The organism is Methylocystis sp. H62, from assembly GCF_015709515.1.
Classification (GTDB): domain Bacteria; phylum Pseudomonadota; class Alphaproteobacteria; order Rhizobiales; family Beijerinckiaceae; genus Methylocystis.
Genome location: NZ_JADNQZ010000057.1, coordinates 23,727 through 41,904, shown reverse-complemented (window position 1 = coordinate 41,904; position 18,178 = coordinate 23,727). Strand labels below are relative to the sequence as shown.

Genomic DNA, 18,178 nt, shown 5'->3' with positions numbered 1-18,178 from the left:
TTATTCCGCTTCCCGCCAGGGCTGGGCGCGGCGCTGCTGCGCCTCGCTGGACGCAGGGCCGGCGTTGACGGCCTTGAGCACCGCCATCGCCTTGGCGATCCAGCCGGCGGGGTCGGCGCCGTCGCCCATCAGCACCAGCGAATTGCCGGCCTTGGCGAGGCGGCCATATTGCTCGATGGCGCTCTTGGCGACTTCGAGCTGAACCGCCTGATCGCCGCCGACCTGGGTGATTTGCGTGCGCACCAGCTCGATCGCCTTCGCCTGGCCTTCAGCGCGCAAAATCGCCGCCTGTTTCTCGCCTTCGGCGCGGTTGATCTCGGACTGTTTCACGCCTTCCGATTCGAGCACCGTCGCCCGCTTGTCGCGCTCGGCCTTCATCTGCCGCTCCATCGACTGGCGCAGCGATTCGGGCATGGCGATGTCCTTGATCTCATAGCGCGTGACATGCGCGCCCCAGAGCTGGGCGGCGTCGGAGACGGCGCGCACCACCCGCTCATTGATCTCGCTTCGGTTCTCGAAGGTCTTGTCGAGCTCCATCGAGCCGATGGCCGAGCGCATCGAGGTCTGCGCCAGATTGATGATGGCGCGGCGGATGTCCTGCGCGCCATAGGCGGCGTCCTTGGCGTTGACGATCTTGTAATAGAGAACGCCGTCGATGGTGACGGTGGCGTTGTCCTTGGTGATCGCGTCCTGCTCCGGCACGTCGATCACCTGTTCGCGCAGATCGAAAGTGTAGGCGACGCGCTCGACGATCGGCCAGACGAAATTGACGCCCGCGGTCAGCGATCGGTTGTAGCGGCCCAGCCGCTCGATGACGAGCACGGTCTGCTGGCGCACGAAGCGCACCATCGTCGACAGCGCCAGCAGCGCGACATAGGCGAACCAGAACAGCGGATTTTGGAAGAGGCCGATCGGCAGGCCGAGGTTGAAGGATCGGTCGATGATCAAGAGGCCGATGGCGGCGGCGCCGACGACAAAAAGTGCGAAACCCATGGAATGAACCCTCCGCGACAGGCGCGTTGAGAGAAGCTTATCGAGCGACAGAGACACGGGCGCTCCTTTTCATACGCAGGGGTAGAACCTTCCCGCGAAGGCGCGCCCTCAGCGCCCATGACGTCTAGCGCGCCAGACGCGCCGAAGGCGTGCGCCGGCGCATGTCTGCCTCGATGCTCAGCGCTGTCTCCACCAGCTTTCGAGCGTCGGACTGAACAACGGCGAGGCATAGCGCGGCAATCGCGCCGGGCGCGCAATGTCGGTCGAATGCGCGAGCCATTGGTCGGACGCATGATACAGCGGCACGACGTAGAAGCCGGAAAGTAGCACGCGGTCGTACGCGCGAACGGCCGTGACGAAGTCTTCGTGGCTTGTCGCGGCCAGCAGGGCGGCGATGAGGGCGTCGATCGCCGGCGACGCGGCGCCGGCGAGGTTGAAGGAGGCTTCCTGGTTCGCGCTCGCAGACCCCCAGCGCATGCGCTGCTCATTGCCCGGCGACGCCGAGGCGATCCATTGGCCGAGCATCATGTCGAAATCGAACTTCTGGCGGCGACGCTGATATTGCACCTCGTCGACGAGGCGCACGCGGGCGTCGACTCCTATGCGCTGCAGCGAGCCGGCATAGTTGAGCGCAAGCCGCTCCTGATTGCGGTCCTTGACCATGATCTCGAAGGCGACAGGCTCGCCGTCCTTGCGCAAAACGCCGTTTTCGATGCGGTAGCCGGCGCTCTCGAGCAGATCGAGCGCGCGCTTCGCCATCTCGCGGTCGCGGCCTGACCCGTCGTTGACCGGCGGTCGCCAGCGGCCATCCAGAATGTCTTCGCGCACGGCGTCCGGAAACGGGGCCAGCAAGGCGCGCTCCCCGGGGGACGCCGGGCGGCCGGAGGAGGACAATTCGGATTCGTCGAAGAAGCTTTTCGTGCGGGTGTAGAGGCCGGCGTAGAGATTCGCGTTGACCCATTCGAAGTCGAACATCATGCCGAGCGCTTCGCGCAGGCGGATGTCCTTGAACAGGGGACGCCGCGTATTGAAGACGAACCCCTCCATGCCTTTGGGATTTTCGTTTTTCAGCGTCTCCTTCACCACGCGCCCTTCGGTGAGCGCCGGGAAGTCGTAGCCGCTCGCCCATCGCGTCGTGCTGGTTTCGTCGCGATAGTCGAGCAGGCCCGCCTTGAAGGCTTCAAAGAGCGAATTGCCGTCACGGAAATATTGAAGGTCGATCTCGTCGAAATTGTAGAATCCGCGCTGGCTCGGCAGGTCGGCGCCCCAATAGTCCTCATTGCGGCGCAGCAACAGGCGCGCGCCGACTTGCGCGTCTGCGATCACATAGGGGCCCGAGCCGACGGGCTTGGCGAGCGTCGCATCGGAAAAGCGCTCGACGTCGGTCGCGTGTTTGGGCAGCACCGGCATGATCGCGAGAATGAGCGGCAGCTCCCGGTCGCCGACGCCTGAGAGGTCATAATGGACGGTATGCGCGTCGGGCGCGTCGATCGATTTGACCAGCCCATAGGCGATGCGCTGCTGCGGCCGGCCCTTGGTCTTTAAGAGATCGAACGAGAACAGCACGTCTTCGGCGGTGATCGGCTTGCCGTCGGAAAAGCGCGCGCGCGGGTCGAGGTGGAAAGTCACCTGCGAACGCGCCCGATCAATGTCGATCGAGCGCGCGATCAGGCCGTAGAGGGTGAAGGGCTCGTCCTGCGAGCGGGCCATCAGGCCTTGGAAAACATTCCCGACAAGCCCCTGCGCGGCGGTTCCCGACTTGAGATTGAACGGGTTGAGGCTGTCGAAGGTGCCGGCGAGGCCGACGCGAAGTTTGCCGCCCTTCTTCGCTTCCGGCTCGGCGTAAGGGAAGTGATGGAAATCGCTCGGTAAAGCCGGCGCGCCGTGCATGGCGATCCCATGCGTCGGGCAGGGCGCTTCGACCGCTCGAGGGGTAGGGGCCGCGCCCGAAGCGGGCGCGGAGATAAGGAGCGAGAGGGCGAAGCTGAGCGAGCGGCGCCCCCGCGTTCGCTGTTCACCGCCGCGGCTGGCGGGGCGTCTTGCAGAGATCGGGCGAATCTTCATGGGCGGACCATAATCCAACGTCCCGTCGCAAGAAGCGAGTCGCGCTTAAGTTTTCGGCCATTTTTTTGCGATAGGTGTGGGCAAAAAGCGCCCACGCCAAGCATTGAGCGCTCCGTCCGGCTGGAATTTACTGCCGCGACCATGTAAGAGCGGTGCCGTCGCCTCGTCGGCGTCTCGCGATCGCGCTGGAACACGGGCTGGTACAAGTTCCATGGCGCTGTGGCGCGAAGGCGGCTCCCGTTATGACGCGATCTCGAAACTATCCGGAGCCGGAGAGCGCCGGCCAGCAGGACAATCGAAAGGAACTTCCGATGTCGACCCATATCTCGCGTTCTTGCGCGATCGCCCTTGCGGGAGCGTTGCTGTTCGTCGGCGGCGGCGCATTGGCTCAGCAGGCGCCGGCGGCCGGCGCAGCGCAGCAGCAGCAGCAGCCTCAGGGGCCGATTGCCGCCGAGCTCGTCGCTGTCCAGCCGGACTGGACCAAGGTTTGCGGCACTGATCCCCAGACCAAAAAGGAAATGTGCTACACGACGCGCGACTTCGGCGTGTCGGCGAAGGAGGGCGAGGCGCCTCAGCCGCTGCTCGCGCTGGCGATCTACGATCCCAAGGGCGACGATCAAAAGATCATCCGCCTGCTGCTGCCGCCGGGCCTCATGCTGAAACCCGGCTTCCGCTTTTCGATCGATAAGGGAGCGCCGGAAAGCGGCGCGTTCGAAATCTGCTTCCCGAATGGCTGCTTCGCCGAGGCGAAGGTCAAGAAGACGGTCGTCGACGGCATGAAGAAGGCCGAAAAGATGACGGTGGTCGTTAAGAATCAGGCGAACGGCGAAGTCACCTTCTATCTGCCGCTCGCCAATTTCGGCAAAGCCTTCGACGGCCCGGCCGTCGACCCGAAGGTCCTCGAAGAGCAGCAAAAGAAGCTGCAGGAAGAGCTGCAGAAGAAAGCCGAGGACGAGCGCAAGAAGCTCGAGGCCCAGAAGGGCGCAGCCACGTCGCCCGCGCCGGCCGCTTCCAAGAAGTAAGGGTTGTAAGAACCCCGAGCGTAGGACCCGCGTGGGACGCTGTCCCCGCGGGTTTTTTTACGGCCGCGGCCTCACGCGCGAATTGTGCGTGCGTCGCGCTTCCGCCCTCGTCTTTTCCGGGGAGATTCGCCGAGTCGCGCGCACAACGGCAGCGTCACTTTGACGCGCGGCAAATAGCCAGTCTATATAGGCCGCCGGGCCATCTCCATCGACAACCATCGGCGAGGTCAAAGCACGCATGTTTATCGCCATCGCTATGGTCCTGGTCGTCGCGGGTTCGATCCTGTTTCACGTATTGAGCCCCTGGCGGGCGACGCCGATCGCGTCGAACTGGGGCTTCATCGACGACACGATGGCGCTGACCTTCCTGGTGACCGGGGCCGGATTCGTCGCCGTGATCCTGTTCATGGCGTATTGCCTCTATCGCTTTCGCCATGTGCCGGGCCGGCGCGCCGCCTATGAGCCGGAGAATCAGAAGCTCGAAGCCTGGCTAGGCATCGTCACGACGATCGCCGTCATCGTTCTCCTCGCGCCCGGCCTGCTCGTCTGGGGCCAGTTCATCACCGTGCCTAAGGACGCGATGGTGATCGAAGCGGTGGGCGTTCAGTGGAGCTGGAGTTTCCGCCTGCCGGGCGCCGACAACCAGCTCGGCTCGAGCGATGTGCGCTACATCGACACCACCAATTCCATGGGTCTGAGCCCGGCCGATCCGAAGGGGCAGGATGATCTGCTGATCGCCAGCAGCGAACTGCATCTGCCGATCGGCAAGCCGGTCAAGGTCCTGCTGCGCTCGATCGACGTCCTACATGACTTCTATGTCCCCGAGATCAGGGCGAAGATGGACCTCGTGCCGGGCGTCGTCACATATTTTTGGTTCACGCCGACCAAGATCGGCGAATATGAGATACTCTGCGCCGCCTATTGCGGCACGGGGCATCCGCAGATGCGCGGCAAGATGGTCATAGAGTCGGAGGCCGACTTCGAGACCTGGCGCACGGCGCAGCAGACGTTCGAGCAGTCGCGCAAGAGCGACGCGAGCCGAGACAAGCGGGCCTCTGCTCAATGACGCTCAATGATGCGAGTCGCGCCGCTTTGACATTCATCGCCGCTGACAGAGCGCCGCTGCGACGGGGCTCGATCAATCGCCGGAAGCGCGACAGGGGCGAAGGGAGGATCGTTCCATGACCGACGCCAGCGTACCCCAGAATGTCGCGCCGCCGCCGGCGGAGGTGCCGGACGTCGACCTCTATCACGCGCACAGCTGGATCACGAAATATGTGTTCAGCCAGGACGCCAAGGTCATTGCCATTCAATACGCCGGCACGGCCATCGCCGTCGGCATTTTGGCGCTGGTGCTGTCATGGGTGATTCGCCTGCAGCTCGCCTTTCCAGGAGCGATCCCGTTCATTGACGCCAATGTCTATTACCAGTCCGTGACCATGCATGGCATGATCATGGTCGTGTATATGCTCACCGCCATCTTTCTCGGCGGCTTCGGCAATTATCTCATTCCGCTGATGGTCGGCGCGAGGGACATGGTGTTCCCTTACGTCAACATGCTCAGCTACTGGGTCTATCTGATCGCGACCCTGGTTCTCGTCTCGAGCTATTTCTTCCCGGGGGGTCCGACCGGCGCCGGCTGGACGCTTTATCCGCCGCAATCGATTCTGACGGGCACGCCGGGCCACGAATACGGCATCATCCTGATGCTCGTCTCGTTGATCCTCTTCATCGTCGGCTTCACGATGGGCGGATTGAATTACGTGGTGACGGTGCTGCAGGCGCGCACCCGAGGCATGACGTTGATGCGCATGCCGCTGACGGTTTGGGGGATCTTCTCCGCCGCCGTCATGGCGCTTCTCGCCTTTCCCGGCCTCTTCGTCGCCTGCCTCATGCTGCTCCTCGACCGCACGCTCGGCACGAGCTTCTTCATGCCGTCGCTCGTCGAACTCGGCGAACGCAAGGACTATGTCGGCGGCAGCCCGATCCTGTTCCAGCACCTGTTCTGGTTCTTCGGCCATCCCGAAGTCTATATCGTCGCGCTGCCGGCCTTCGGCATCGTTTCCGATCTGATCAGCGTGCATGCGCGCAAGAACATCTTCGGCTACAGGATGATGGTCTGGGCCATCATCGCCATCGGCGTGCTCAGCATGGTGGTCTGGGGCCACCATATGTATATCAGCGGCATGGACCCGTGGTTCGGGTTCTTCTTCGCGGTGACGACGCTCGCGATCGCGGTGCCGACGGCGCTGAAGGTCTATAATTGGGTGCTGACCCTCTGGCACGCCGACATCCATTTCACGACGCCGATGCTGTTCGCGCTGGGGTTCCTCGTCACCTTCGTCAACGGCGGCATCACCGGCCTTTACCTCGGCAATGTCATCGTCGACGTGCCGCTGTCGGCGACGCTGTTCGTCGTCGCCCATTTCCACATGGTGATGGGCATCGCGCCGGTGCTCGTCATCTTCGGCGCCATCTATCATTGGTATCCGAAGATCACCGGCCGCATGATGGACGAGCGGCTTGGCAAGATTCACTTCTGGATCACCTTCCTTGGCGCCTATGCGATCTTCTTTCCGATGCACTATCTGGGCGTGCTCGGGATGCCGCGGCGCTTTTACGAGATGGGCGAAACCGCCTTCGTTCCCGCGTCGGCCGCCACGCTCAACATTGTCATCACGGTGATCGCCTTGGCGGTCGGCTTCGCGCAGTCGATCTTCTTCTACAATCTGTTCAAGAGCCTGAAGTACGGCGCCCCCGCCGGCGGCAATCCCTGGCGCGCCGCTTCGCTCGAATGGCAGACTCCGGAGACGCCGCCCGGCCACGGCAATTGGGGTAAACATCTTCCAGTGGTTTATCGCTGGCCGTACGCCTATAGCGTGCCCGGCGCGCCGGAGGATTATCTGCCGCAGAACGCGCCGCCGGTGAGAGGAGAGCATTCGCCATGAGCGTCATGGGGCTCTTCTTCGTCTTTATCGCCACCGTCGCCATCATGTGGTTGGTGCGCCAGGGAGTGATGGAGTCTCCCTGGCTCGAGGAAGGCGAAGTTGCGCATTATCGTCGCGCCGGCGGCGCCGAGCCGCCGACAGCCGGGAGAGTGGGGCTCGCGGTCTTTCTCGCCGTCGCCGGCTGTCTGTTCTCTCTGCTCGCCGCCGCCTTTTTCATGCGCGGCGACGCGCCCGACTGGCAGATGCCGCCGATCCCCGGCGTGCTCTGGGTCAACACTTTTCTTCTGGCCGCCAGCAGCGTCGCGTTGCAGCTCGCGGTCGTCGCCGCTCGGCGCGCCAACGCCGAGCGGGTCAAGACGGCGCTGCTTGTCGGAGCCGTAACCGCGGCGCTTTTCCTGATCGGCCAGATCTGGGCGTGGCGCGAGCTTCTCGAGTTGCGATTCTTCGCCTCGAGCAACGCCGCCAACGCGTTCTTCTATCTGCTGACGGGCGTGCATGCGTTGCACCTCATCGGCGGTCTGGTGGCTCTTGCGCGAACCACCGACAAGGTTCGCGGCGCCGTGCGAGTCACCAAGGCGCTGACGACGAGCGTCGAACTCTGCGCCATCTACTGGCATTTTCTGCTGTTCGTCTGGTTGCTGATGTTCGCCATGCTGATCGGCTGGGCCGATGGGTTCGGCGCCATCTGCCGGCGTCTGCTTTCGTAAAGGGAACGCGCTATGACGGCGGAGCCTGTCACGACTGAGCATGTAACGACTGAGACGACACTGCGGAGCAGCCTGCTCGGCATGGTCTCTGACTGGTCCTCGGATCAGCGCTCCTTCAAGAGCGCGTCCTGGGGCAAGGCGATGATGTGGATCTTCCTCGTCAGCGACACCTTCGTCTTCAGCTGCTTTCTGATTTCCTACATGACGGTGCGCATGTCCACGACGGTGGAATGGCCGCACCCGAGCGAAATCTTCGCTCTCGAGATCGGCGGCAAGAAAATTCCGCTCATCCTCATCGCCATCATGACGTTCGATCTCATCACGAGCTCGGGCACCATGGCGATGGCCGTCAACTTCGCCTATGCGCGCGAGCGCAGGAAGGCTGCAATTTTGATGCTGGTGACGGCGTTCTTTGGCGCCGCCTTCGTCGGCATGCAGGCCTTCGAATGGACCAAGCTCATTCACGAAGGCGTGCGGCCATGGGGCAATCCCTTCGGCGCGGCGCAGTTCGGCTCGAGCTTCTTCATGATCACCGGCTTTCACGGCTTCCACGTGTCGATCGGCGTGATTTTCCTGCTCATCGTCGCGCGCGCCGTCTGGCGCGGCGATTATGACGTGGGACGGCGCGGTTTCTTCACGAGCCGCAAGGGCCGATACGAGATCGTCGAGATCATGGGCCTATATTGGCACTTCGTGGATCTCGTATGGGTCTTCATCTTCGCATTCTTCTATCTGTGGTGACGTCTCCGACGGGGGAACTGATGACGGCGACGACGGAAAATACGACGCACAGCCATGCGCCTGTCGCGCAAGCGGCGCAGCCCGCGGCGCAGGCGCATGGCCAGCAGCATCCAATCAAGCTCTATCTTCTGGTGTGGGGGCTGCTCTTCTTTCTGAGCGCCTGCTCCTATCTCGTCGATTATTTCGACTTTCAGGGCTATTTGCGATGGTCCCTGATCGTCCTGTTCATGCTGCTGAAGGCGGGGCTCATCGTCGCCGTCTTCATGCACATGGCGTGGGAGCGGCTGGCGCTGGTCGTCGCCATTCTGCTCCCGCCGCTGGCGGTGCTGGTTCTCATGGCGATGATGGCGTGGGAAGGCGACTACACCAACTATCTGCGCGTGATCTTTTTCGGCGCGTGACGCAGGCTTGCCCGCTCCGCCTGAATGAATCGCGCCGATCTCGGGCCGTGGGGAGAATCGCGAATGCGAAGGGACGATCAGCGCGTCGCCAATAAGGCGATCCTCATCGTGCTTTCGGCGCTTTGCCTCGTCATGATCGTTTTTCTCGGCGCCTGGACGCTCGTCGCGCATCTGCAATAGCGGGTGCGGCTATTCCTCGAGCGCGCCCTCCTCATTGACCGCATGCGCCAGGCCGGCCGTCGTCACCAGCCCCGCGACGCTGACGGCGACCATGAGGGCGACGACGCCCGTGAGTCCCCAGCCGGCCTGCAGTTGCGGCACCACGAACGTGCCGAAAGTGGCGCCGACCTTGGCGCTCGCCGCCGCGAAGCCGCTGGCAGAGGCGCGAATAGCCGTCGGGAACAGCGTCGGCGCGAGGGTGAAGGTCGTCGCGTTGGGTCCGGCGTTCATCGCGAAATTGAACAGCATGAAGCCGCCGATGACGAAGGCGAGATGCGCATTCGCGCCATTGTCCGACATCGCGGCGAAGAGCAACAGCAGCATGCCGAGCCCCATGCCGCTAAATCCCGCGACCTGCATGGTGATCCGGCCAAAGCGCGGAACGGCCCAGAGACTCGCCACAAAGCCGATGATGAGAAAAGCGTCGACAACGGCGCTGCCTTCCGCGTCGGCGAAATCGGCGGCGATCGAGCCGGCGTCGGCCGCGCCAAGATGCATGGCGCCAAGGATGACGGGCGTGAACAGGCCGACGCCATAGGTCGCGACGTCCATCAGCATCCACGGCAAGGCGACGAGCATCGTGCGGGCGCGATAGGCTTTGCTGAACAGCATTGAATAGCCGACGTCCTGCGCCTTGGACGCGGACGCCCGCTTCGACGCCGCAAGGGCGACCGCTTCGGCGCCAAGGTTCACAGGCGTCTCGCCGAACTCGATCGATAATGTCTTGAGCAGCGCCGTCGCTTCGCCGATACGTCCCTTCGAGACCAGCCAGCGCACGCTTTCCGGCGCCCATAGGCGCGCGGCCAGGAAAAGGAGCGCGATCACGCCGCTGGCGCCGAACAGCAACCGCCAGTCTTCTGTTGACGGCCGCAGCTTCAAGAAAGCGAGGCCGGCGAGAGCCGCCGCAGCCATGCCGACCGATTGCAGGGCGATCGTCGCGACGGTCATTCTGCTGCGCGTCGCGCGCGGCATGAGTTCCGACACATAGGCGCCGCTCGTCGGAAAATCGATGCCGACGCCAACGCCAAGCAGGAACTGCGAGAGCAGGATGAAGCGCGCGTTCGGCGCGACTGCGCCGATGAAGCACGCGAGGGCGATGATCGCCATGTCCGCGATGAAGACGCGCTTGCGGCCGAATCTGTCCGCGCCGATGCCGCCGAGAGCGGACCCCGCGACCGCGCCGAGCACCAGCGCCGATCCAATCAGGCCGACGAAAAGCGGACTGATCGGAAAGTCGCGCTTGAGCAGCGGCAGCGCGACGCCCAGTCCCGACACGGAGAAGCCGTCCAGAAATGCGCCGCCGCTCGCCGCGAGCCAATAGGCGTAATGACGCCATGTCATCGGCGCTTCGTCGAGCGCGGAAAAGATCGAGGCGGCGTTTACCGGCGAGGCCGTCACCGGCCTTTGCTCCTTTCCTCTTCGCTCTTTGCTTGATCGTAAAGCTTGCGAATCTGCTCGATGTCGACGGAGGGCTTAGGCAGCTTCAGGTTAAGATCTTCGAGCGTATCGGCGATGATGCTGGAAACCGCGAGATTGCGAAACCATTTGTGGTTTGCCGGGATGACGAACCAGGGCGCATGTTCGGTCGAGCAGCGCGACAAGGCCGCCTCGAAGGCCTTGATGTAGTCGTCCCATTTTTCGCGCTCGGAGTAGTCGCTGGCGCTGATCTTCCACTGGTGCGCGGGATCGTCAAGCCGCGCCTTGAAACGCTTGAGCTGTTCTTCTTTGGAAATGTAGAGAAAGAATTTCAGAATGGTCGTCTTGTTCTCGACGGCGAGGAGCTTCTCCCATTCATTGATGAAATCATAGCGCGGCTTCCACACCTCTTTTGGCGCGAGCTTATGCACCCGCACGACGAGCACGTCTTCGTAATGCGAGCGATTGAAGATCGAAACGTAGCCGCGCTGCGGCGCATGCGGATGGACGCGCCACAGAAAGTCGTGCGCCTGTTCTTCGGGAGTCGGCTGCTTGAACCCGGTCACCTGCACGCCCTGCGGGTCCATGGCGCTGATGACATGCCAGCAGGCGCCGTCCTTGCCGGCGCTGTCGATGCCCTGCAAAACGATCAGCAGAGAATGCGTGCGGTCCGCGTAGAGTTTACGCTGCAGCTCGGTGATGCGCGTGAGATTGCGCTGCAACTCTTGCGCGGCTTCGGCGTCATTTTCATAGGCGCCATGAAAACCTGGATCGATCGATCCGAGATCGACGTGCGAACCGGGCTCGACGCGGAACTTTTTGACGAATTTCATGTGCTCCGCCTCCTTCGACCTGTCGCTGCCGGTCAACCCGCGAGAGCGACGCGGCGAGCGGTCAGGTGCTTGTCGCGCCGCCCAGCCAGACGCCAGTAGATAAACTTCACACCCTCGGCCACGACGACCCAGAGCAGGCAGTAAAGCCATACGCCGACGATCGCCGCGCCGGGAACGGCGTCGACGCCGACTCCGTAAAGGCAGAGCAACACGGCGACGACCTGCGTCGCCGCGATCGCCCAGAAGAGTCTAGCGCTGGGATAGGGCGGCGCAAAAATCGCGTTTTTGGTGCGCACGCTGAACAGCAGCAGATGGCCGCCGACAGCAAGCTGCAGAAACAGCAGAGTCTGAAGCTGGCCGGGATCGATCGGGATCATCGTCTGCAGCGAATCGTCGAGAATCCAGCGCATGCCGATCAGCAGAAACCCGAAGGTCTCGGCGACCGCGATCAGTCCCATCAGCGAAGCGAAAATGAAGATGCGATGCATGTCCCATCTCACCGGCTGCGGCGCGACGGGGACATTGTCGTAGGCGATCGTCATGATCGGGATGTCGTCGAGGAGCGCGAGCGCGACGATCATGATGGCGGTGAGCGGTTGAAAATCGAAAAACACAATCGACGCGACGACGACGATCATGATGTCGAGCGTCATGGCGATCCGGTAGTAAATGTAGCTCTCGATGCGCTGGAAGATCTGACGCGACACGCGGATCGCATTGACGATGGTCGAAAGCCCGGGCGCCGTGAGGATCAATGCGGCGGCGCTTCGCGCCGCATCGGTCGCGCCGCTGACGGCGATGCCGCAATCGGCTTGTTTAAGCGCAGGCGCGTCATTCACGCCGTCGCCGGTCATCGCGACGATATGGCCGACCGACTGAAGCGCCTTGACGATCTCATATTTGTGTTCCGGGAACACTCTGCCGAATCCATCGGCCCGCTCGACCGCGTCGACGACGCTGCGCGGCAGAGCGCCGGCCGTGACGTTCCCTTTGAAGACATCGCTCGCGACGAGAAGATGCGAACCCATGCCGAGCTGCGCGGCGATCTCATCGCCGATGGCGACGTCATCGCCGGTCACCATCTTGACTTCCAGGCCGAGCCCGCGCGCCTCGGCGATTGTCGTCTTGGCGTCGGCGCGCGGCGGGTCCATCAGCGAGATCAATCCGACCAGTTGCCACCGCGCGCCATCTTCCGACATGGCGACGCCCAGCGCGCGTTGGCCTTTGACCGCGAGCGCAGCCACCTCGTTCTGATAGCGCTGCAACGTCTGCGAGTCGGGCCGCACCAGCGCGGATATCGCCTGCGGCGCGCCCTTGGCGTAATGGCGAACGCCGCCAGAGCCGTCCGCGACTGTCGAGATGGTGCGTTTGCTGACGGGATCGAACGGCGTGAAGGCCTTCTGCTTGAAACTGTCGAGCGCATCATGCGCCGGCAGCGCCGCCATCACGGCAAGGTCGATCGCGTCTTCGCTGCTTTTTTGCGTCGCCAGCGCAGCGAAGAGCAACACGTCGTCGCTCTTGAACGCGCCATAGGAAATGGCGCTTTGCACCGTGAGCTTGTTCATCGTCAGCGTGCCGGTTTTGTCGCTGCACAGCACGTCGACTCCGGCAAGCTCCTCGATCGCGTTCAGGCGCGAAACAATGGCCTTTTGCAGGGAGAGCGTATAGGCGCCGATCGCCATCGTCACCGACATGACCGCCGGCAGCGCGACCGGAATCGATGCGATCAGCAGCACCAGCACATATTGGGCGATGGCGCCGACGCGATCCCAGCTCCAATCGTCCGGCGCGATGACTTCCCGATAGAGCTGCGCGCCGACGAGGATCAGCGCCAGAAAAAATGCGAGCACGAGGAGAAAATCGCCGACCTCCGTCACCGCGCGCTGCGAATGCGAAACGGCGCCGGCGGCGCCGACCAGCTTCGCGGTGCGCCCGAAGAAGGTGCGGCCGCCCGTCGCCGTAACCACGCCAGTCATGGCGCCTTGTTTGGCGATTGCGCCCGCATAGGCGTCGTCGCCGATTTTCTTGGAGACGGGCAGCGATTCGCCGGTGAGCGCCGCCTGATCGCAGCTCAAATAATCGCCTTCGATGAGCAGGAGATCGGCGGGGATGATTTGGCCGGCGGCGACGCTGACAATATCGCCCGGCGTCAGTTCGGCGGCGGGAATCGTGATCCAGGCGCCGTCGCGCAGCGCGCGCGCGCGGGGCGCGAGGTTTTTCTTCAAGGCCGCGAGCGCATTCGCCGCCTTGTTGTCCTGCCAGAATCCGACCACGGCGTTATAGAGGAGAAGACCGGCGACGACGCCGAAATCCGGCCAGTCCCGCCGCACGGCGGAAATGACCGCGGCGGCTTCGATGAGAAACGGCAGCGGCCCCCAGAAATAGTTGAGCAGACGGCGCCACTTGCTTTCGGTCTTATCCTCTAGCGCGTTTGGGCCGTATTCCGCGAGCCGCCGCGCCGCTTCGGCGGCGGTGAGACCGCTCTCTGTCGTCTTCAGCGTCTCAAGCCGCTGCGAGATTTTGACCTGGGCCGGATCGAGGGAAAGCGCTGGCGAAGATTGGCCGGCCGGCGGTTTCGCGCTGACGTCCGGCATGCTTGCTCTCCCCATCACATAGCCAAAAAATATCCGAACCGAATCTTACGGCGTGATCCGAGTCACGCCAATAGATTCGCTCAAAAAGGCAAGCGCGAGTCGAAATTAACCGTGCACAGTCTATTCGGCGGCTGTGCAGGCGGCGCCGTCCTGCGCCGCGCCCATGGCGTTATCCTTCACGATCTTGTCGGCGCGCGTCTTCGCATCTGCGAGATCCTTGTCATAGACGTCGGTCAGATATTCATTCGTCGTCGTCTTGACGATCGAGTGATTGGGCGATTGCAGCGGTCCGGACACATTGATCGAGGCGACGGTCGACAGGCCGGGACGCAAGGGCTGTTTCTCGAGTTCGTCCGCCCGCAGGGCGATGCGCACCGGAATGCGCTGAACGATGCGGATGAAGTTGCCGGTCGCGTTATCGGGGGGCAGAGCCGCGAAGACGGCGCCGGAGCCCGGAACAAGTCCCGCTACTTCTCCATGGTAGATCTGTTCAGATCCGTAGAGATCGACCTTGATGATCGCCGCCTGCCCGGGACGAACCCGAGCCATCCTGTTTTCCCACAAATTCGCTTCGACCCAGAGATGGTCGAGCGGCACGATATTGAGAATGGCGTCGCCGGGGCGCACCCGCTTGCCGACCTGAACGCTGCGTTTGGCGACATAGCCGGTCGCCGGCGCCCGGATGTTCTGGCGCACGAACTCGACGTAAGCGTCATTGTATCGCGCCTTGGCGGCCTCGATGTCGGGATGGTTCATCCGCGTCACGCCGACGACGCGCGCCTCGACCGACTGATATTCCGCCTGCGCTTCTCGCAGATCGGCTTCCAGCGCGGCGAGCTGGTCCTCGGTATTCTGCAGCACCTGTCGCGACGCGGCGCCGCTCAGCGTCGCTTCGCGGTATCTTGCGAGATCATGGCGCGTTCTGTCGCGAAGCGCGGCGCGGGAAATGACCTTCTGGCAGATCTGGCGGCGCTGCGCGTAAAGCGCGCCGACGGCGCGAACCGCGCGGCCGAGTTCGGCCTCCGCCTGCGCGAGCGCCGCTCTTGCGCGTTGGCCGTCGAGGCGAACGAGCACGTCGCCTTTCTTGACGAGCTGCGTTTCTTCAGCGAGCACGGCGGCCACGACTCCCGTCGCGTCCGCCTGCACCGGGATGATGTTGCCGGTGATGAAGGCGTTATCCGTCGTCACCCAGTCGCGGTCGTAAAAAAACCATCGTGAGAACGCGACCAGCGCGCCGACAACAACCGCCGCAATGACGATCTTGAGCAAAAATTCTCTGCGGGAGCGGATGCTTTTGCGGGACAGCGCCATCGATGGGGGTTCGCGTTCTTCTGTTAAGGCGTGGCGCGTTCAGCCGCCGCCAAGCGACTGGATCGTCTCGACGGCCGGCGTCAAAGGGTCGGTTTCGGGCGCCGGCTTCGGCGCGGCCGGCGGCGGACCATCGGCATAGCCGCCGCCCAGCGCCTGATACAAGTCGACGGCGGCGATCAGCCTGTCGCCTTCAAGCGCGCGCTGCGCGAAGCCGGACTCGAGAAGATCAACACGCTCGGCGACGGTTTCGCGGCGATCCTTCATGCCGTCGCGCAGCCGCGACTGCGCGAGGTCATATTGCACGCGCGCCGCGCGCAGGTACCGGCTTTGCGCCTCATATTCGGCGCGCGCGCGCTTGAGATTGGCGATGGCGTCGGCGACCTGCTGCGCCGCTTGCAGCAGCGTCTCATTATATGAGTCGACCGCCTGATCATAATCGGCGCGCTGAAACTCCAGATTGCCGCTGAGGCGGCCGCCCTGAAAAAGGGGCAGGCGCAGTCCGGGCGAGATCGCGTAGCCGATCGCCGAGGGCGTGAAGAGATAGCCCGCGAGTTTGCTGATCTTCGTCGAGGTCACCGAGCCTTCGAAGCCGCCGGCGATCGCAAGGTCGATCGAGGGAAGAAACATCGTTTTGGCGACGTGAACCCGGGCCGCCGCCGCCTCGGCGCGGCGCAGCGCGGCGGCGAGATCGGGGCGGTGCGCGAGCAGTTCAAGCGGCAGGCTTCGTGGCAGCGGCGGCGACGCCGGCGCAGGCGCGTTCCGGCCGGCGTAAAGGTCGCGCGCGGCGTCGGGCCCTTCGCCCATCAGCCGAGCGAGCGCATCCTTCTGCAGCGTCACCAGCGCCTGCGCGGCCGCTTCGCGCCGGACGGCGTTTTCGTATTCGGCGCGGGCGATCTGCACCCCGTCCAAGGAGTCGAGTCCGGTGCGATAGCGGGTTTCAGCAAGCGCAACCAAATCGCGGCGCAGACGCGTCAACGCTCTGGCGACCTCGAGCTGGCGCGCCGCGGCGTAGCCGCGCAGATAGGCGCGCGCGACCGAGGCGGTCAGCAGCAGGCGCGCCTGCTCCAGTTCGGCCTCTTGCGCCGCCGACTCGCCGATCGCCGAGTCGAGCAGAGCCCGGTTTTTCTGCCAGAAATCCAGCTCCCAGGTCAGCGCAAGCGGATTGATGAAGGCCATGGTCTTCTGCAATCCGCCCTGCGCCGGATTGTAGGAGGCTACGACGCCATGCTGCGGATTGCGGGATTGCCGCATCCCGAAGGTCGCCTGGACTTCCGGCAGCAGCCTCGCGCCGGCGACCTGTACGATGGCGTCCGCGCCGCGGAGAGTGTCTTCCGCTTTCTTGAGGCTTTGATTGTCGTGCAACGCCTTGTCGATGACGCCGTCAAGCTCCGCGCTGCGGAAAGCGCGCCACCATTCCTCGCGGGGCCAAGCCGTTTCGCCAGCGGCGGCTTTCAGCCCGGATCTGGCCAGCGTGCGCTCCATGGCCGGCGCGCCGAGAAATTGGGCGCGCTCCACCGGCGTCGTGGGCGCGCAGCCGGCGAGAAAAAGCGCGATAGGGGGTCCGCAGCACAGCCATCGACGTGGGGTCCCGAGCCGAATCACGCCGATGCCCCAGGCGGCGACGCTCACGCGGCCAGGGCGAAGGCGGCAAGGGCGAAGGCGGCAAGGCGCACGACGGGCTGCGGGTTCTCTCACTAATAGGACACTCCTACCCTGCGCCAGCGATCTAAGAGCGCGGCGGCGAGTTCGCAGGAGTCATCAGCCTTTCGGCGGTTATCGGGGGAACCCCATCCCCATCCGTTAAAACTTAGTTTACGACTTAGCTACCGGTCAATAAGTCCAGAGGGCAGCCTCGCGGGCTATCCCCAGAGCTCCGGCGCCGGCGGCATGAGAGTCGATCCCTCATAGCACAGCCCAGGAGCGCGGTCGCGGGCCAGAAGCAGAGGCCCGTCGAGGTCGACGAAGGAGGCGATCTGCCCCACCAGGACAGCCGGCGCCATGGCGAGCGACGTTCCCACCATGCAGCCCGCCATGACCGAAAAGCCCATCTCCCGCGCCGCGCGCGCCAGCGCCAGCGCTTCGGTCAGGCCGCCGGTCTTGTCGAGCTTGACGTTGATTGCGTCGTAGCGGCCCTTGAGCGGCGCGAGCGAGGCGCGGTCGTGCACGCTTTCGTCGGCGCAGATCGGCACCGGGCGGGACATGGTCGCGAGGATGGCGTCCCGACCCGCTGGCAGAGGCTGTTCAACGAGCGAGACGCCGTAATCGGCGCAGGCGGCGAGCTGGCGGGGAAGGGTTTCCGCCGCCCATGCTTCATTGGCGTCGACGATGAGGGCTGAGTTGGGGGCGCCCGCGCGCACCGCGGCGAGGCGCGCCTCGTCGCCCTCGCCGGCGAGCTTGATCTTCAAGAGCGGCCGGTCGGCCGCCCTCTCCGCCGCGGCGCGCATCTGATCGGGCGCGCCGAGCGAGATCGTGAAGGCCGTCACAAGCGGCGAGAGCGTCTTGAAACCTGCCGCGACATGGGCGGGAACGCCCGAAAGCTTGGCTTCAAGGTCCCAGAGGGCGCAATCGAGCGCATTGCGCGCCGCCCCCGCCGGCAGCAGGCGTTGCAGAGCGTCGCGATCGGCGCCGGCTTCGAGAGCCTCGCGCGCGCCTTCAATTGTGGCGACAACGCTTTCGGCGCTTTCGCCATAGCGGGCGTAGGGAACGCATTCGCCCCGACCGACGCTGCCGCCTTGAACCAAGGTCGCGGTCACGACCACGGCTTCGGTCTTGGCGCCCCGCGAAATCACAAAGCTGCCGGCGATCGGGTAAGTCTCTATGGCGACAGACAATTTTCGCTTCAAAGCTCTCTCCGGCGCCCGCGTCGCGCGTCTGTGGTGGGCGCGGCGATGTGCGCCGACGCGCTTGCTGACGTCAATTCACGAAGTTA

The 18,178-nt window shown here is 64.0% G+C and carries 14 protein-coding genes and 1 riboswitch; of the genes, 6 read left to right on the top strand and 8 right to left on the bottom strand.

Going from position 1 to position 18,178, the window contains the following annotated elements; genetic code table 11:
• Together IYY11_RS15500 and IYY11_RS15495 are read right to left on the bottom strand one after the other, a co-directional pair.
• On the bottom strand, nt 1–993 hold the full coding sequence (locus IYY11_RS15500) for an SPFH domain-containing protein (RefSeq protein ID WP_196404677.1): 993 nt from the start codon (nt 991–993) through the stop codon (nt 1–3).
• A gap of 177 nt (nt 994–1,170) precedes the next feature.
• The gene (locus IYY11_RS15495) at nt 1,171–2,883 is read right to left on the bottom strand and encodes an extracellular solute-binding protein (protein WP_246720022.1); all 1,713 of its coding nucleotides are present in this window, start codon (nt 2,881–2,883) and stop codon (nt 1,171–1,173) included.
• Between the two features lie 485 nt (nt 2,884–3,368).
• Here IYY11_RS15495 and IYY11_RS15490 point away from each other — a divergent pair, with 485 nt between their 5' ends.
• The 6 genes from IYY11_RS15490 to IYY11_RS15465 all read left to right on the top strand — a co-directional run bounded on the left by IYY11_RS15490 (nt 3,369) and on the right by IYY11_RS15465 (nt 8,876).
• The gene (locus IYY11_RS15490; RefSeq protein ID WP_196404887.1) at nt 3,369–4,079 is read left to right on the top strand and encodes an invasion associated locus B family protein; all 711 of its coding nucleotides are present in this window, start codon (nt 3,369–3,371) and stop codon (nt 4,077–4,079) included.
• Between the two features lie 238 nt (nt 4,080–4,317).
• Nucleotides 4,318–5,145 (top strand): cytochrome c oxidase subunit II, encoded by an 828-nt coding sequence (locus IYY11_RS15485; protein ID WP_196404675.1) that lies wholly within the window; start codon nt 4,318–4,320, stop codon nt 5,143–5,145.
• Nucleotides 5,146–5,260: 115 nt separating this feature from the next.
• The gene (locus IYY11_RS15480) at nt 5,261–7,027 is read left to right on the top strand and encodes a cbb3-type cytochrome c oxidase subunit I (RefSeq protein ID WP_196404674.1); all 1,767 of its coding nucleotides are present in this window, start codon (nt 5,261–5,263) and stop codon (nt 7,025–7,027) included.
• Nucleotides 7,024–7,734 (top strand): cytochrome c oxidase subunit 3, encoded by a 711-nt coding sequence (locus tag IYY11_RS15475; protein WP_196404673.1) that lies wholly within the window; start codon nt 7,024–7,026, stop codon nt 7,732–7,734. The genes IYY11_RS15480 and IYY11_RS15475 overlap by 4 nt, the downstream gene beginning before the upstream one ends.
• Nucleotides 7,735–7,815: 81 nt before the next feature.
• Complete coding sequence (locus tag IYY11_RS15470) at nt 7,816–8,475, top strand: heme-copper oxidase subunit III family protein (protein WP_246720039.1); 660 nt, start codon at nt 7,816–7,818, stop codon at nt 8,473–8,475.
• Nucleotides 8,476–8,495: 20 nt separating this feature from the next.
• Complete coding sequence (locus IYY11_RS15465; RefSeq protein WP_196404886.1) at nt 8,496–8,876, top strand: cytochrome C oxidase subunit IV family protein; 381 nt, start codon at nt 8,496–8,498, stop codon at nt 8,874–8,876.
• 189 nt (nt 8,877–9,065) lie between these two features.
• Here the strand turns inward: IYY11_RS15465 and IYY11_RS15460 are convergent, their stop codons facing one another.
• The 6 genes from IYY11_RS15460 to dgcA all read right to left on the bottom strand — a co-directional run bounded on the left by IYY11_RS15460 (nt 9,066) and on the right by dgcA (nt 18,092).
• Nucleotides 9,066–10,493 carry an MFS transporter gene (locus IYY11_RS15460; protein WP_196404671.1) on the bottom strand — a complete coding sequence of 476 codons (1,428 nt, stop codon included), beginning with the start codon at nt 10,491–10,493 and terminating at the stop codon, nt 9,066–9,068.
• Nucleotides 10,490–11,344 carry a polyphosphate kinase 2 family protein gene (locus tag IYY11_RS15455; RefSeq protein WP_196404670.1) on the bottom strand — a complete coding sequence of 285 codons (855 nt, stop codon included), beginning with the start codon at nt 11,342–11,344 and terminating at the stop codon, nt 10,490–10,492. The genes IYY11_RS15460 and IYY11_RS15455 overlap by 4 nt, the downstream gene beginning before the upstream one ends.
• A 32-nt stretch (nt 11,345–11,376) precedes the next feature.
• Entirely contained in the window at nt 11,377–13,938 is a 2,562-nt protein-coding gene (locus tag IYY11_RS15450; protein WP_196404669.1) for a plasma-membrane proton-efflux P-type ATPase, read from the bottom strand.
• A 120-nt stretch (nt 13,939–14,058) separates the two neighbouring features.
• Nucleotides 14,059–15,207 carry an HlyD family efflux transporter periplasmic adaptor subunit gene (locus tag IYY11_RS15445; RefSeq protein ID WP_246720020.1) on the bottom strand — a complete coding sequence of 383 codons (1,149 nt, stop codon included), beginning with the start codon at nt 15,205–15,207 and terminating at the stop codon, nt 14,059–14,061.
• Between the two features lie 81 nt (nt 15,208–15,288).
• Entirely contained in the window at nt 15,289–16,878 is a 1,590-nt protein-coding gene (locus IYY11_RS15440) for an efflux transporter outer membrane subunit (protein ID WP_312029737.1), read from the bottom strand.
• Nucleotides 16,879–16,991: 113 nt separating this feature from the next.
• Nucleotides 16,992–17,053: riboswitch (Fluoride riboswitch) on the bottom strand.
• A 55-nt stretch (nt 17,054–17,108) separates the two neighbouring features.
• A complete protein-coding gene (gene dgcA, locus IYY11_RS15435; RefSeq protein ID WP_196404667.1) occupies nt 17,109–18,092 on the bottom strand; it encodes an N-acetyl-D-Glu racemase DgcA in 984 nt (327 codons plus the stop codon).
• Nucleotides 18,093–18,178 lie beyond the last annotated feature (86 nt).